Annotated in this window: 12 protein-coding genes; 8 read left to right on the top strand and 4 right to left on the bottom strand. The window is 45.3% G+C overall.

All coding sequences use genetic code 11. The features are described 5' to 3' along the window. The first annotated feature begins 74 nt into the window (after positions 1 to 74). Together R3D86_13005 and R3D86_13000 are read left to right on the top strand one after the other, a co-directional pair. The gene (locus tag R3D86_13005; GenBank protein MEZ5759131.1) at positions 75 to 2,735 is read left to right on the top strand and encodes a valine--tRNA ligase; all 2,661 of its coding nucleotides are present in this window, start codon (positions 75 to 77) and stop codon (positions 2,733 to 2,735) included. Between the two features lie 12 nt (positions 2,736 to 2,747). Then, a complete protein-coding gene (locus R3D86_13000; protein MEZ5759130.1) occupies positions 2,748 to 3,608 on the top strand; it encodes a DUF3108 domain-containing protein in 861 nt (286 codons plus the stop codon). A 17-nt stretch (positions 3,609 to 3,625) separates the two neighbouring features. Here R3D86_13000 and R3D86_12995 read toward each other — a convergent pair whose 3' ends face one another. Both R3D86_12995 and ggt read right to left on the bottom strand, forming a co-directional pair. Then, positions 3,626 to 4,636 carry a PhzF family phenazine biosynthesis protein gene (locus R3D86_12995; GenBank protein MEZ5759129.1) on the bottom strand — a complete coding sequence of 337 codons (1,011 nt, stop codon included), beginning with the start codon at positions 4,634 to 4,636 and terminating at the stop codon, positions 3,626 to 3,628. 33 nt (positions 4,637 to 4,669) lie between these two features. Further along, on the bottom strand, positions 4,670 to 6,454 hold the full coding sequence (gene ggt / locus R3D86_12990) for a gamma-glutamyltransferase (GenBank protein MEZ5759128.1): 1,785 nt from the start codon (positions 6,452 to 6,454) through the stop codon (positions 4,670 to 4,672). A 245-nt stretch (positions 6,455 to 6,699) separates the two neighbouring features. Here ggt and R3D86_12985 point away from each other — a divergent pair, with 245 nt between their 5' ends. Next, positions 6,700 to 7,527 (top strand): universal stress protein, encoded by an 828-nt coding sequence (locus R3D86_12985; protein MEZ5759127.1) that lies wholly within the window; start codon positions 6,700 to 6,702, stop codon positions 7,525 to 7,527. A 71-nt stretch (positions 7,528 to 7,598) separates the two neighbouring features. Here R3D86_12985 and R3D86_12980 read toward each other — a convergent pair whose 3' ends face one another. Then, the gene (locus R3D86_12980; protein MEZ5759126.1) at positions 7,599 to 8,570 is read right to left on the bottom strand and encodes an MBL fold metallo-hydrolase; all 972 of its coding nucleotides are present in this window, start codon (positions 8,568 to 8,570) and stop codon (positions 7,599 to 7,601) included. 131 nt (positions 8,571 to 8,701) lie between these two features. Here R3D86_12980 and R3D86_12975 point away from each other — a divergent pair, with 131 nt between their 5' ends. From R3D86_12975 to R3D86_12960, 4 genes are all read left to right on the top strand, one after another. Then, positions 8,702 to 9,340, top strand: a complete 639-nt coding sequence (locus tag R3D86_12975; GenBank protein MEZ5759125.1) for a class I SAM-dependent methyltransferase — start codon at positions 8,702 to 8,704, stop codon at positions 9,338 to 9,340. A gap of 67 nt (positions 9,341 to 9,407) precedes the next feature. Then, the gene (locus tag R3D86_12970; GenBank protein ID MEZ5759124.1) at positions 9,408 to 10,040 is read left to right on the top strand and encodes a DUF1326 domain-containing protein; all 633 of its coding nucleotides are present in this window, start codon (positions 9,408 to 9,410) and stop codon (positions 10,038 to 10,040) included. Between the two features lie 9 nt (positions 10,041 to 10,049). Next, the gene (locus R3D86_12965; GenBank protein ID MEZ5759123.1) at positions 10,050 to 11,423 is read left to right on the top strand and encodes an FAD-binding oxidoreductase; all 1,374 of its coding nucleotides are present in this window, start codon (positions 10,050 to 10,052) and stop codon (positions 11,421 to 11,423) included. Between the two features lie 11 nt (positions 11,424 to 11,434). Next, the gene (locus R3D86_12960) at positions 11,435 to 12,265 is read left to right on the top strand and encodes a hypothetical protein (protein MEZ5759122.1); all 831 of its coding nucleotides are present in this window, start codon (positions 11,435 to 11,437) and stop codon (positions 12,263 to 12,265) included. Here R3D86_12960 and R3D86_12955 read toward each other — a convergent pair. After that, positions 12,255 to 12,989, bottom strand: coding sequence for a hypothetical protein (locus R3D86_12955; GenBank protein ID MEZ5759121.1), 735 nt, complete (start codon positions 12,987 to 12,989; stop codon positions 12,255 to 12,257). The two genes, R3D86_12960 and R3D86_12955, sit on opposite strands and share 11 nt — an antisense overlap. A 208-nt stretch (positions 12,990 to 13,197) precedes the next feature. On the opposite strand from R3D86_12955, the gene R3D86_12950 reads away from it, so the two are divergent. Continuing rightward, positions 13,198 to 13,941 (top strand): NnrU family protein, encoded by a 744-nt coding sequence (locus R3D86_12950; protein MEZ5759120.1) that lies wholly within the window; start codon positions 13,198 to 13,200, stop codon positions 13,939 to 13,941. Position 13,942 lies beyond the last annotated feature (1 nt).

Raw genomic sequence — 13,942 nt, 5'->3', positions numbered from 1 at the left:
AGATATAGTTTAGGACAGAAGAACCAGATAGAATGGTTCTTCTGTTTTTATTTGGGAATAAGAAAAAAATTGTGATGCTTGATAAGACTTTTGATTTTGCGAAACGAGAAAAAGAAATATATGACCACTGGGACGACAGCGGTGCCTTTAAATGCGGGCAAAGACCCGATGCGGACCCTTTTACCATCATTCTGCCGCCCCCCAATGTGACCGGCAGCCTCCATATCGGTCATGCGCTTAATCATACCTTGCAGGATGTCCTGATCCGTTGGCACCGGATGCGTGGCCGCGATGTGCTTTGGCAGCCCGGGATGGATCATGCCGGTATTGCCACCCAAATGGTTGTCGAACGCCAGCTAGATGCCGGTAATATGCGCCGCATTGATATGGGCCGTGAAAAATTTGTCGAGCGGGTCTGGCAATGGAAAGAAGAAAGCGGCGGCATGATTTTCAATCAGATGCGCCGGCTTGGTCAGTCCTGCGACTGGTCCCGCCAAAAATTCACCATGGATGACGGTTTTGTTCGTGCGGTTCTTAAAAAATTCGTCGATCTTTATCATGACAACCTTATTTTCAAGGCAAAAAGACTTGTTAACTGGGATCCTGAGCTTTGCACAGCCATTTCCGATCTTGAGGTTGAGCAGCGCGAAGTCAACGGCTTTTACTGGCATTTCAAATATCCCGTTGACGGGGAAGAGGGACGCTATCTTACTGTTGCCACCACCCGTCCTGAAACCATGCTTGGTGATGTCGCCGTGGCGGTTAGCGCCGATGATGAGCGTTATAAAGATTTGATCGGCAAAACACTAACATTACCGCTGGTTGGGCGTAAACTTATTGTTATTGCCGATGAACATGCTGATCCGGAAAAAGGATCAGGGGCAGTAAAAATTACCCCTGCTCATGATTTCGATGACCATATGGTTGGTAAACGTCATAATCTTGAAAACATTAATATATTTGACGAGCATGCCCGTATTAATGAAAATGCGCCGGAAAAATACCGCGGTATGGACCGTTTTGTTGCCCGTAAGGAAATTGTCGCCGATATGGATGCTTTAGGCTTACTGGCAAAAACAGAAGCAACTGTTCATGTAGTACCATATGGTGACCGTTCAGGCGTTCCGATTGAACCGTGGCTTACTGATCAGTGGTATGTGGACGCAGAAACCCTGGCAAAGCCGGCAATCGAGGCGGTTGAAAAGGGCGAAACAAAATTCGTACCCAAAACATGGGAAAAAACATATTACGAATGGATGCGTAATATTGAACCATGGTGCGTATCCCGCCAGCTTTGGTGGGGACATCAAATTCCTGCATGGTATGGTCCGGATGGTGAAGTCTTTGTTGCAGAAACCGAGGAAGAAGCACAGAAACTTGCCGACGCCCATTACGGTGAATTTAAAGAAATTGTCCGCGATGAAGATGTGCTGGATACCTGGTTTTCATCCGCACTCTGGCCCAATGCTACTTTGGGCTGGCCTGATAAAACACCGGAACTTAAACGTTATTATAAATCGGACGTGCTTGTTACCGGCTTTGATATTATCTTTTTCTGGGTAGCACGAATGATGATGGACGGTCTTTATTTTATGGATAATGAGGTGCCGTTTGAAACCGTTTATGTTCATGCGCTTGTTCGCGATGAACATGGGGCCAAAATGTCAAAAAGCAAAGGCAACGTTATTGACCCGCTTGAGCTTGCCGATAAATATGGTGCAGATGCGCTTCGATTTACCCTTGCCGCGATGGAAGCACAGGGCAGGGATATAAAAATGTCCGATAAACGGGTGGAAGGATACCGTAATTTTGCGACAAAGCTTTGGAATGCGGCCAAATTCTGCGAAATGAATGACTGTTTTAAGGAAAGCCGTAATTTTGATCCGGCAACTGCAAAGCATACCGTCAATAAATGGATTATCGGTGAAGCGGAGCAGGCGGCCCTGAAAGTAACCCAGGCGCTTGAAGCATTTCGATATAATGATGCGGCGGCGGCGGCTTATCATTTTACCTGGGGCACGTTCTGTGACTGGTATATTGAACTGATCAAGACCCGCTTTTATTCCGATGACGCCGATGGGATCGGCGAAACCCGGAAAACGGCCGCATGGGTCATGGATCAGATTATAAAAATCCTTCATCCGTTTATGCCGTTTATTACCGAGGAAATCTGGCAAAATACTGCTGAGAACCGCGAAACTGACCTTATTCTTGCCTCATGGCCGGATTATAATCCGAAAAATGTTGACGAGGCGGCATCGGCGGAAATGAACTGGCTGATAACGCTTATATCAGATATCCGAACTGCGCGGGCGGAAATGAATGTGCCGGCAGGGGCCAAACTTAATTTGCTGGTTTCCGGTGCAAATGAAGTGACACTGGCATCACTGGCAACACAGGGGGAGGAGCTAAAACGACTTGCCCGGCTTGAAAATATTGATACACTGGAAGGTGCCGCACCCAGCGGGGCCATTTCCGTTGTGGTCGGCGAGGCAACATATTATCTGCCCCTTTCAGGTGTCATTGATATTGAGGCGGAAAAAGCAAGACTTTCAAAAAACCTTGAAAAACTTGAAAAGGAAATTGCTGCCGTTGCCGGAAGACTGAGTAATGAAAATTTCGTGGCTAAAGCCCCCGATCATGTGATTGCAGAAAATAAAAAAGGGCTTGAAGACGCCAGAGAAAAGGCAGAAAAAATTAATCAGGCATTGGAGCGTTTAGCCTCCATGAACTAGATAGAAGGTCAGATGAAGCTGATATACAGGGTATTTCTCATAAGCATTCTGCTCAGTGCTCCGGCATTGGCGCAGATGGGGACACCCTATAAAGTGAATATGACCTATAAAGCCTATTGGGGTGGTTTTGTCGTTGCCGAAATTCATAGTGAAACTGCTCTTGATGCCACTGGTTATCAGCTCAGTGCCGATTATAAGGTAAAGGGCTTTGCTGCCATTATCAGTGATATGGAAAACCGAACCATGAGCCGCGGAATTCTTTATACAGACGGCAAATACCGCCCTGAATATTATGAAAGCGGCGGTAATTTCGGCAAGCTAAAATATAAAAGCCAGGTCAGCTTTGATCCCAAAACTCTGAAAGTCACCAATCTGGTTCAGGAAATGGAACTCCGCAAAGATACGGAATATATTCCGATTGAGGAAAATGAAAAATACGGCATGGATCCGATGACCATGTTCCTTAACCTGATCATGACTCCGAATTTCAAGGAAGCCTACCGCGAAAAATATTCAGAGCGACAATTTGGCGGAATGTTTGTTTCTGAGCAGAGCTTTACCTGTGGCGACACGGAAATGATGGGAAAGGAAAGCCGCTCAGTCTTTCAGGGGGAAGCGGTCATCTGTAAAATTGACGGGAAGGAAATTTCCGGCGATATTAAAAGCACAAAGCCTAAAAAGAAGAAAAAAAGAAAATCCCGTGAACGGGATGATCAGGACAGCCGCCTTTGGTTCGGCAAAATGCCGGGCTTTGAAGGTACCGTTCCTGTCTACACCGAATTTCCCATTGGCTGGGGCAAGGTGCGCGTTTATCTGTCCGATTTCAACGTAACCCCCGTTGAAACCCCGACAGTGACGGCCCGCGGTGAATAACTGAAAAAATTTAATTGTCAGTTTTGAATTTTGAGCACTGAATCCGATACCTGCACCGCTGAGCCACCAATTTGAACGTCGGTAATTTCATCGTCCCGTGTCGTAACGGCAATTCTTATTTCGCTTGATCTTCCCATTTTTACACCCTGACGGCTGATGATATTTTGTTCTTTCGATTTATCAACCAGACCATAATGCACCAGATAAGACCCGGCAGGACCACTGGCATTACCGGTAGCCGGATCTTCAGTGACCCCAAAGCCAAGCATTCTGCTATAAATTGTTGCGCCGTCATCACCGGGTTCCATTGAAAACAAAAACATACCACGGCGCGTTAACCCCGCTTTATCAATCAATGCACCCATTCTCTGACGATCCATAATGGCCCTGTCCACGGCGTCCCTTGTTGCCAAAGGCACCATAATAAACGGCGCCCCGCAATCAACCATTTGTATAGGCAGATTACTGCTCCCAAAGTCAGCGACCTTAATACCGAGTGCTTCCGCGACGGCCCTTTTATCTTCAATGATGCCCCCAAATTTTGGCAATCGCTGTTTCATCCAGGCAAAGGCAAGTTTATCGTTATCCCATTCCAATTTAATGGGAGTTGGGCCGATGCCAAGTTCCAGAACAAGTTCATTTTGTTTCGGTCCGATAAGGCCCAGATTGGCAAGGGCAAAGACAGTTCCAACTGTTGGATGGCCGGCAATCGGCATTTCATTGGGTCGGCTGGGGGTAAAAATCCGAACCCGGAAGTCAGTGCCCTCTTTTCCTGCCGGATACAGAAAAGTCGTTTCAGAAAAATTCATTTCCTTGGTCAGTTTTATCAGCATCTCATCCGATAACCCTTCCGGGTCCAGAAAAACGGCGAGCTGATTACCTGATAGGGGCGTATCCGTAAAGACATCCATTTGCAGATAGCGAATTTCATTTTTTACTGTTTGGGCGATTGCATTGCCTGCAAAAATAAAAACCAAACCTATAAAAATGGCTTTACTTAAAGTTTCAAATATTCTGTGTAAATTCATCTGATAAACCTTGTTAATTATCAAAATGTCAAACTAATAGCCCGCGACACCATGCTCGATCCCACGCAGATCCGAATAACCGGTGAAAATGCCATTCTCATAAATGATGGAATTGGTCCGGCCCATGACTGTTTTATTTTCGCCGGGGCTGTTGATCCGGTCCCCCGATAGCTTGAAACCACGTGATTTCAATATGGCGAATGTATCCTGCGAAATTCCCTGTTCCAACACCACGGTATCCGGCCACCATTGATGGTGAATGCGCGGCGCGGCTGAGGCTTCCGCGATATTCATATCAAATTCCAGAACATTGAGAACCATTTGAAGCACAACGGTGATGATGGTGCTGCCACCCGGGCTTCCGGTGACCATATAGGGTTTTCCGTTTTTAAAGACGATCGTCGGCGTCATGGCGGAGAGGGGACGTTTACCCGGTTCAATCTGGTTGGCAACACCGCCCAGCAGACCGAAGGCATTGGGTGCACCGGGCTTTGCTGAAAAATCATCCATTTCATTATTGAGCAGGAAACCCGCCCCATCAACCGAACCGCCGCCGCCAAAGGCAACATTGATTGTGGTGGTGACCGATACCGCCCCGCCATCCTTATCCATGACCGAATAATGGGTGGTTTGCGGGCTTTCATAAGGCATATCAAGCCCCGGTTTAATATCTTCCGAACGGCTGGCATGTTTAAGATCAATGCTTTGGCGCAATTTTTCTGCGTATTTTTTATCGGTCAGCTTATCAAGCGGTACCGGATAAAAATCGGAATCGCCAAGATATTCCGAACGATCGGCATAAACGCGTCTCATTGCTTCCACCAGCACATGAATATAATCGGCGCTGTTTGGTCCCATGGATTTAAGATCATATCCTTCGAGTATATTAAGAAGTTCAATCAGATGAACGCCGCCGGAAGAAGCGGGCGGCATACTGTATATATCATAACCGCGGAAAGTGCCTTTTAATACCTGACGCTCAACCGCTTTATAATTTTTTAGATCTTCCAACGTGATAAGCCCACGGTTGGTTTTCATTTCCTTGACGATGAGGTCCGCCGTTTTTCCTTCATAAAAACCCTTTGCCCCTTCCTTGGCAATTAATTTAAGGGTGTTGGCCAGGTCTTTCTGGATTAACCGCTCTCCCATTTTATAGGGGGTGCCGTCCTTTTTAAGAAAATAGCGGATCGATGAAGGATCCTTTTTTAATATTTCAAGACCACCCTGATATTCCCTTTGCTTGGCATAATTGAGGACGTGACCTTCTTCGGCAAGTTTAATGGCCGGGGCCATCACTTGCTCGAGTGACATGGTGCCATATTTTGCCAGTGCCTGTGTCATGCCCATAACCGAGCCCGGCACCCCGGTCCCCAGATAGGTATAAAGCGATAAATTGGGATCATAATCGCCGTTACTGTCCAGCATCATATCCCGCGTTGCCGCGGCCGGGGCCATTTCGCGGTAATCAAGGGCAACAACATGATCAAGACCCGGCAGGCTGATCAGCATAAACCCGCCGCCGCCGATATTGCCGGCGACCGGATGTGTGACCGCAAGGGCAAAGCCGGTTGCCACAGCGGCATCAACCGCATTACCACCGGCTTTTAAAATATCCCTGCCGGCTTCCGCAGCCAGCGTTTCAATTGCGGTGACCATGCCATGCTCGGCCACTTCGGGATGGAACCTGGTCTGTGAGCGGTAGGAATAGGCATTTCCACCCGTCGTCTGTACTTCCTGTGCGACAGTTCCCTGCCAAATCGGCAGGCAAATAAATGCTGAGGCCAGCATGGCCTTAATTAACGTCCCATTTTTAAACATGTTTTCTTCCCCTTATGACTATTTTTATATCCGGCCCAGTCCGAATTTCTCCGATTTTAATTGACGAAAAACAGGAGATCATTAAATTCAGAATATCACGTGAATAGACCTTGTCAATTATCTGATAACGGACTTTTTTTGATCAATATTTAACCTGGGTCAAATTATTTTCCGTTCCACAGGATATACTGCAGTCAAACAATTTAATGGCCGGATGGTCAGAAATTTACTATTAGGAGAAATTAATGTCAGGAAATATCGGTATAACTAGCGTTCTTGTGGTCATTGACCCGACCGAGAAAGAGCAATATGCACTTAAAAGAGCGCTGATGATGAACGAGCTTTTAAAAGGCGGGGTTAAAATTCACCTTTTCATAACCGTTGAAAATGAAAAATTATATGATCTGATGGATTCTGATGATGTTCATTGCGACAGTGTTTGGCTGGAGTCTCTGACAAAACCTTTAACATCAAAGAATATTGACCATACTGCCGAAGTTGTGTGGACAGGCAATTGGCATTCTTCAATACTTGATGCCTCAAAGCGCCATAACGTTGATATGATCATACTTTCCGATTATCGCGATAAACGGGGATATACAGACCTTTCAGCGTCCAAATGGGCACTGCTCCGAGGATCGCTCTGCCCGATCCTGATCGTTGATCCATCCTCACAAATGGTCAGAAAAAAGGTGCTTGCCGCAGTAAACCTGCAAACTGATGATCCACGCCATGCTGCATTAAATAAAAATATTTTGCGCATAGCAGGTATACTTGCCAACGATTATGGTGCTGAACTCCATGTTGTAAATGGCTATGATAAATCGGCAAATTTCCCGGATCGTGCCATGCTCATTCGTGAAAGCGGTGCAAAACAGGAAAATATTCATGTTGAGATCGGCGATCCTGTTGATTTAATTGATGCCATTGCCAAAAAAATCGATGCCGATGTTGTGGTCATCGGCACCATCGCCCGTAAAGGCGTATTGGCCGCAATGCGTGGTAATAAAAGTGAACATATCATTCACAAAATGAACCGCGATGTTATGGTGATCAACAGCGCTGCCGAATAATAATAAGAATACTAAAATATGTGAAAAAGGGGCAATATTGCCCCTTTTTTTATGATTATATGCTGTAATAATTACCTGACATTCTTTTCAAGATAGATTTTCTGCACGTTAAACGGATGAAGACCCGCATAAAAATCATGACTGGACAGATTCTCCGGGATCATGAAACGCTTTTCAAGCGTAACGGACTTCAAGGTTTCCTCCAGCGTTAAATTCTTTTCAATTGCCTGTTCAACTGCTTCTTCAAGCGTTTTCAAATAATCAACATAACGATCAAAAATAGCGGGTCGGGCCGGAATTCCATGCCCGGGAATGATAATATTTAGATCAAATGCTTTTTGAAATGCGTTTAAAGTATTGATGTAGGCTTCCGTGTTTCCAAGCAACAAAAATGGGATCGAGCCATCCCCGAAGATAAGATTGCCGGTCCACGCCGCTTTTACGGATGGCACGTATACCACAGTATCGCCGAATGTATTACCGGCACCAAAATAGTGCAGTTCAACAGTGATGCCGCCCAGATCAATTTCCATAAATTTATCAAAGGTCAGATTGGGCATTCTTTTTTCAACACCGTCAAAGGCATTTTTATCACCACCCACCAGAACTAGATTTCTTGTCTTTAATTCCTCTATTGGCGGGCTCATCATCACTTTTGTCAGTTTCTGGGCGATGATGATTGTTTCGGGCGGGAAAACATAATTGCCAAATGTATGATCAGCATGTCCGTTGGTATTAACAAGATATAATATCGGCTTGTCGGTGACTGACCGGACCGCTTCAATAATCTGTTTTCCCATTTCACCATTTATATGACTGTCGATCACCAGCACGCCTTTTTCACCGACAACAAAACCGGCATTATCAACAGGAGGACGGGACGATTCCAGGGCATAAACGTTTAATCCCAGTGGAATAGCCTTTAGCATGACCCCTTTTGGATTTAGGGGCGGGGGAACAAAACCGGCAGGGGGTGATTGGGCCAGTCCCATGTTGGTGATGAGAAGGGCAATTATGGTGACGACAAACAGTTTGGGCAGCATCCTATATTCCTTTTATATTTACTTGTTAAATGAAAGTAATTAAAGAATACATAATAACTTGCTTTTTGCAAGTAATAAATAGTAGTTACTTCAACATTGCTAGAAACGAAAAGGACTGATAACAGTGAATTATGATGACAAATAAATCCAAACTGGAAAATATCAGACTGGCAACGAAGGGCGTTTATGAAAAAAATGCTGAAGCCTGGGATATGCTTCGCCCGAAAACTCTCTATGAGAAAAAATGGCTTGATCAGTTTATTGGATCAATAGAAAGTCCGACATATCTACTTGACCTCGGATGCGGAACCGGCAGCCCGATTGCAGATTATTTTATAGGGAAAGGCTTCAAAGTCTGCGGTCTTGATTACGCCCCGGCCATGATTGAAATTGCAAAGAAAAATCATCCAACCGGCAACTGGATTGTCGGTGACATACGTTCACTTGAATTTGATGAAATATATTGTGGAATTTATAGCTGGGATGCGTTTTTCCACTTATCACAGGAAGAACAACGGAAAACTTTACCCCGCATTTGTGCTCTCATCAAAAAGGGTGGCGCCATTTTATTAACCGTCGGCCATCAGGCAGGAGCCGTTACAGGAACCGTGGCCGGTGAAAAAGTGTTTCATGACAGTCTTTCAATCGATGACTATTCGAGCATTTTAACAAAAAGCGGATTTAAAAAAATTCTGGTTTATCCTGAAGACAAAGAAGCAAAGGGCCGTTCCATCTTGCTGGCATATGATCGTCAGAAAAGTGGTCTTTAATAGTTTTTGAATAACACCCTTAAATGATGTAAACTTACCTCTTATTGAAACAAGAAGGAGGGGAAAAATGACCATCAAAAGACGTGATTTTAACAAACTGATCGGTGCCGCCGCAATTAGTCCGGTGTTATTAAGTCAACCAACAAAAGCGGAAACCACCTGGTCATTTGAAGCCAACGTTGCGGAATGTTGCAGCTGTGAAATTCCCTGTCCCTGCAATTTTGGTCTGCCGACCAAGCTGCGCTGTGACGGAAACCGCCTGATTGAAATTGAAAAAGGGAATATTGGCGATATGGATCTGGCCGGGGTTCGTTTTCTTGTCAGTTTTGAAATGGGCAAATGGGCCCGTATCTATCTAGATGACAAAATGAACAACGATCAGATGGAAGCGTTCAAGGCCATTTTCCCTGTTGCTTTCGCCGGATATTCAAAACAGGCCAGATCGGTTGAAGTTGTCCCCCTGGAAGTGACCCGTCAGGATGATCTGGTCCTTAAATATAAAACCCCGGCGTCCGAAGTTGAAATGAAGCCGCTTCGCGGCATTGACGGAGGATTAATCACCGTTGATGGCCTTCCGAACAAGGCCTTTTATCATTATGTGCAGTATGAGTCCGTCGACCATACCCATGATGATCCGGACCGGCAATGGTCCTATTCCGGCACCAACGGCTTTACGTCGCGGATGATTGTCAGCGGGTAATCGTCAATTATGGCTCCGCCAGAACCAGATAAGCCAGTTCCAGATAATCTTGTCTCCCAAACCTGGGAAAAACCGTTTGTGCGGCCGGATAAAATCCCTAATTCCGCCGATGTGGTGATTATTGGCGGCGGTATAGTTGGTGTTTCAACAGCTTATTTTCTCGCAAAAGCGGGTATTAATATTGTCCTGTGCGAAAAAGGGCATATTGCGGGTGAGCAATCGGGCCGTAACTGGGGCTGGGTCAGAAAACAATGCCGTGATGCCCGTGAGCTTCCCATGATGATTGAAAGCATGAATATCTGGGCAAATCTGGAAAAGGATATTGGTGAGGATGTCGGCTTTCACCGGACCGGCTGCATTTATGCTGCCAAATCGGAAAAAGAGCTTGCGCGTTATGAGGACTGGCTTAAAACCGCCCGACATTTCGGCCTTGATACGCGGCTATTGAGCGCGGCTGAGCTCAAAGCCCATATCCACGGCGCTTCAGAAAACTGGCCCGGCGCCCTGCACACACCAAGTGACGGTCGGGCGGAACCGCATCTGGCGGCCCCCGCCATTGCCCGTGCAGCGGTAAGGGAAGGGGCAACAATCCTCACCACTTGCGCCGTAAGGGGTATGGAGCAATCGGCCGGGCGTGTCAGCGGTGTCATCACTGAATATGGCACCATTAATGCAACACAGGTGCTTTGCGCCGGTGGGGCGTGGACCTCTCTTTTCTGCCGTTTTCATGGCATCCGCCTGCCGCAGTTAAAAGTTAAAGGCACCGTGGCCCGCACCGAAAAACTCGAAAAAATATTTGACGGGGAACTTTATGGCGGGGGGCTTGGTCTGCGACGGCGGCAGGATGGCGGTTATACGGTTGCCAGTGAATCCTATATGAACCATTCGATCACCCCGTCAACATTCCGCTATGCGCTTAAGTTTCTGCCGGCATTTATTGAGGAATTTAAACATTTGCACCTGTCCATTGGCAGCGATTTTTTTGATGAGCTTTCCATTCCGGTCCGTTGGCCGATGGATACACCGTCCCCGTTTGAGCGGACAAGGGTGTTAAACCCTGATCCGGATGAACCAACTTTAAAGTCAATGATAAAGGCTTTCACCCGCCTTTTCCCGGCCTATCCCGACATTAAATTTGCTGAAAGCTGGGCAGGAATGATTGAAACCACGCCGGACGCGGTCCCCGTCATCTGTGAAAGCGAGAAAATACCCGGCTTTTATATCGCCACCGGCTTCAGCGGTCATGGTTTTGGCATTGGCCCCGGCGCCGGGAAGGCGATCGCCGGTATGATCAGCGGGCAGGACAGTGGCATTGATCTTTCCCCGTTCCAATTGAAGCGCTATTTTGACGGCAGTAAAATAATCCTCAATCAACGCATATAGGGGATATTGCCTTGCCAGACCGGGAACAAACATTCACCGACTTTATAAATTACAGCATTTCAGCGCCAAAGCGCATCGGCAAGTCATTTTATACCATTATTTTTTACGGTATTTTGCTCTATCTGATCATGGCGATACTGATCAAAATTCCCGGTCTATTTACGCAATCTTTTTATCAGCCGGGTGAAGGGGCGACCTATCAGCATATAAAAGACGAGGGGCTGCTGGCGCTTTATAGTTTTATTATCAATGCGAAAAACTATTTATTCATAAGCATTATCATTTTTGTCTGCCAAGAAAGTGATCAGAAGGGAGCCGTTTCCATTTCAACACTCTGGCAGCAGATCAGGAACTTCTCCAAACCTCTTTTGCTTCTGATTCCCACAATTTGGGCTATAATTTATATATCCGGGCTCCTCATTGATCCTTTAGCCAATGAAATGCGGATATCTTTAATCCACCAGCTTTTCATCAAACCCGTCATGACCATCATTTTTCTGATCAATGTAGTTTCTATGAAAATTTTTAAAAATATTTTATATTTAAATATCAATAAGATAATTAACTTAGTTAAAGTAATAAATTATAAAATTCTGTTAACCCTTTATATAGCCAGCCTGGCGCTACTCTATAATTATCCGGGATTGATATATAATGTGCGTAATCCATTGGTTAGAAAACTGACTGAGGATAAAACCATCAATCCAATGGATACGCTGCTTAAAATCAATTATGGATTTGAATTATTGGCCTTTATTATATCCATTGTCGTTATAACCATCACTGCGGCAATAGCCATTTATGCCGTCAGATCGGTTGAAAAAGAGGAACTTAATGAGTAATCCCAAGCCTTTGATCGACCAGCTGATGCAGTTTTTCAAGGGATGCCAGTTGTTCTTCAATGGTGCGGGTCAGCTGCCACTGCCTTGTTGAATTCATGGCAAGCTGGTTTTTAAACAGCGTATTTGTCGCGCCCGCTTCAAAATGGCACTGATGGGAGGGGGCTATATTTTCAAGTCTTTTCCTCGCAATTTTCAGATCAACATTAATGATTTCCGGGTAGAGAGATGTCATATCCACCATAAAAAGCTGGGTGCTTTCCCGTCTGTCGCGAAGCAGATCAAGAATTGAAATATAATCCGACATGGCGCGCCTGATATTTTCATCCGATATAATCTGAAAATTGCCGCTGCTGACCAGTTCCTGTGCAACAGGAAGGTTGGAAATAGGGTTTGCCTGTTTATGGGAAAGGGCGAGGGCACTGCAATCGGCGCTGGTCAATGCGTCCAGCCCTTTTTCGCCAGCATAATAATCCAATATATTGATGATACCATTCTGAATGTCTTTCTGTTCACTATAGCCCTCAAAAATAAGTTTGAGATTTGCTTCGATATCCTGATGCAGGTTTTCCAGATACTTATATTCCTGCGATTTTGTCTTACGCCCGTCATACCATGACTGAACCTGAAGGCCGAGGAAAATACCGACAATCACGACAATCAGATCAAGAGCTACTGCAATCCAATTCTGTTTCGTAACATTTTTCATAAAACGGCGTAATATCATTCATGCTTCCCTTATAATATGGAGCTTAACGTATATTGCTGTCCCGGCAAAATATTATTTAAACGTGGTACAGTAAGTGAATTATTCTATTTTTATTTTATTAAGTCATTGATTTTAAAAGAGTACAGTTTGTGAACTAGTTTAATTTAACTTTCGCAGGTAGATATTTGCCTACTTGAACGAATCAATTTCACTAAAGGAAATAAAAATGGGAAGATTATTAATTCTACTCTACGGGGTATTAAGCTATGCACTGGCTTTGGTAGCATTGGCTTATCTGGTGGCATTTGTCGGTAATTTTGACAATTTGCCTTTTGTTACAAAAACCATTGATAACGGGGTGGCCGGATCACTCGGACCTTCAATGCTGATCAATATTGCACTGCTCGTGCTGTTTTCATCAACACATTCAATCATGGCCCGTCCATGGTTTAAGGAACGCTGGACGAAAGTCATTCCACATGCGATGGAACGGAGCACCTATGTTTTGGTTTCTGCCGTAACACTCCTGGTGCTTTATTATTACTGGCAGCCAATGCCCGATATTATCTGGCAGCTTGAAAGCAATTTCTGGATTTATGTGCTCTGGGGTGTGAGCCTTGCCGGATACGCAATTGTGCTGATCTCCACATTCCTGATCAATCATTTTGAACTTTTCGGGCTTGAGCAGATCTATACAAACTTTACCGGAAAAGCACCATCAGGTTTTAAATTTGTCCAGCCGCTCTTTTATAAACTGGTGCGTCATCCGCTTTATACCGGGTTTGTGCTGGCCTTCTGGTCAACACCAACCATGTCCGCAGGCCATTTTCTTTTTGCGACCATGATGACAGCAGAAATCCTGATTGCCATCCCGCACGAAGAAAAAGACATCGCCTCGCTACTGGGTGAGCGCTATAAAAAATACCTTAATGAAGTCCCGATGCTTATTCCATTTATGAAAATTAAATAAA

This window comes from Emcibacteraceae bacterium, from assembly GCA_041396985.1.
Taxonomy (GTDB): Bacteria; Pseudomonadota; Alphaproteobacteria; order Sphingomonadales; family Emcibacteraceae; genus Pseudemcibacter.
Note: the sequence above shows the minus strand (reverse complement) of the source record. Positions and strands in the feature narration are given on the sequence as shown.

What these genes read in the sequence shown, in the direction of transcription:
- R3D86_13005 (MEZ5759131.1), top strand. Translation starts at nt 75, where the DNA reads ATGCTTGATAAGACTTTTGATTTTGCGAAACGAGAAAAAGAAATATAT.
- R3D86_13000 (MEZ5759130.1), top strand. Translation starts at nt 2,748, where the DNA reads ATGAAGCTGATATACAGGGTATTTCTCATAAGCATTCTGCTCAGTGCT.
- R3D86_12995 (MEZ5759129.1), bottom strand. Translation starts at nt 4,636, where the DNA reads ATGAATTTACACAGAATATTTGAAACTTTAAGTAAAGCCATTTTTATA.
- ggt (MEZ5759128.1), bottom strand. Translation starts at nt 6,454, where the DNA reads ATGTTTAAAAATGGGACGTTAATTAAGGCCATGCTGGCCTCAGCATTT.
- R3D86_12985 (MEZ5759127.1), top strand. Translation starts at nt 6,700, where the DNA reads ATGTCAGGAAATATCGGTATAACTAGCGTTCTTGTGGTCATTGACCCG.
- R3D86_12980 (MEZ5759126.1), bottom strand. Translation starts at nt 8,570, where the DNA reads ATGCTGCCCAAACTGTTTGTCGTCACCATAATTGCCCTTCTCATCACC.
- R3D86_12975 (MEZ5759125.1), top strand. Translation starts at nt 8,702, where the DNA reads ATGATGACAAATAAATCCAAACTGGAAAATATCAGACTGGCAACGAAG.
- R3D86_12970 (MEZ5759124.1), top strand. Translation starts at nt 9,408, where the DNA reads ATGACCATCAAAAGACGTGATTTTAACAAACTGATCGGTGCCGCCGCA.
- R3D86_12965 (MEZ5759123.1), top strand. Translation starts at nt 10,050, where the DNA reads ATGGCTCCGCCAGAACCAGATAAGCCAGTTCCAGATAATCTTGTCTCC.
- R3D86_12955 (MEZ5759121.1), bottom strand. Translation starts at nt 12,989, where the DNA reads ATGATATTACGCCGTTTTATGAAAAATGTTACGAAACAGAATTGGATT.
- R3D86_12950 (MEZ5759120.1), top strand. Translation starts at nt 13,198, where the DNA reads ATGGGAAGATTATTAATTCTACTCTACGGGGTATTAAGCTATGCACTG.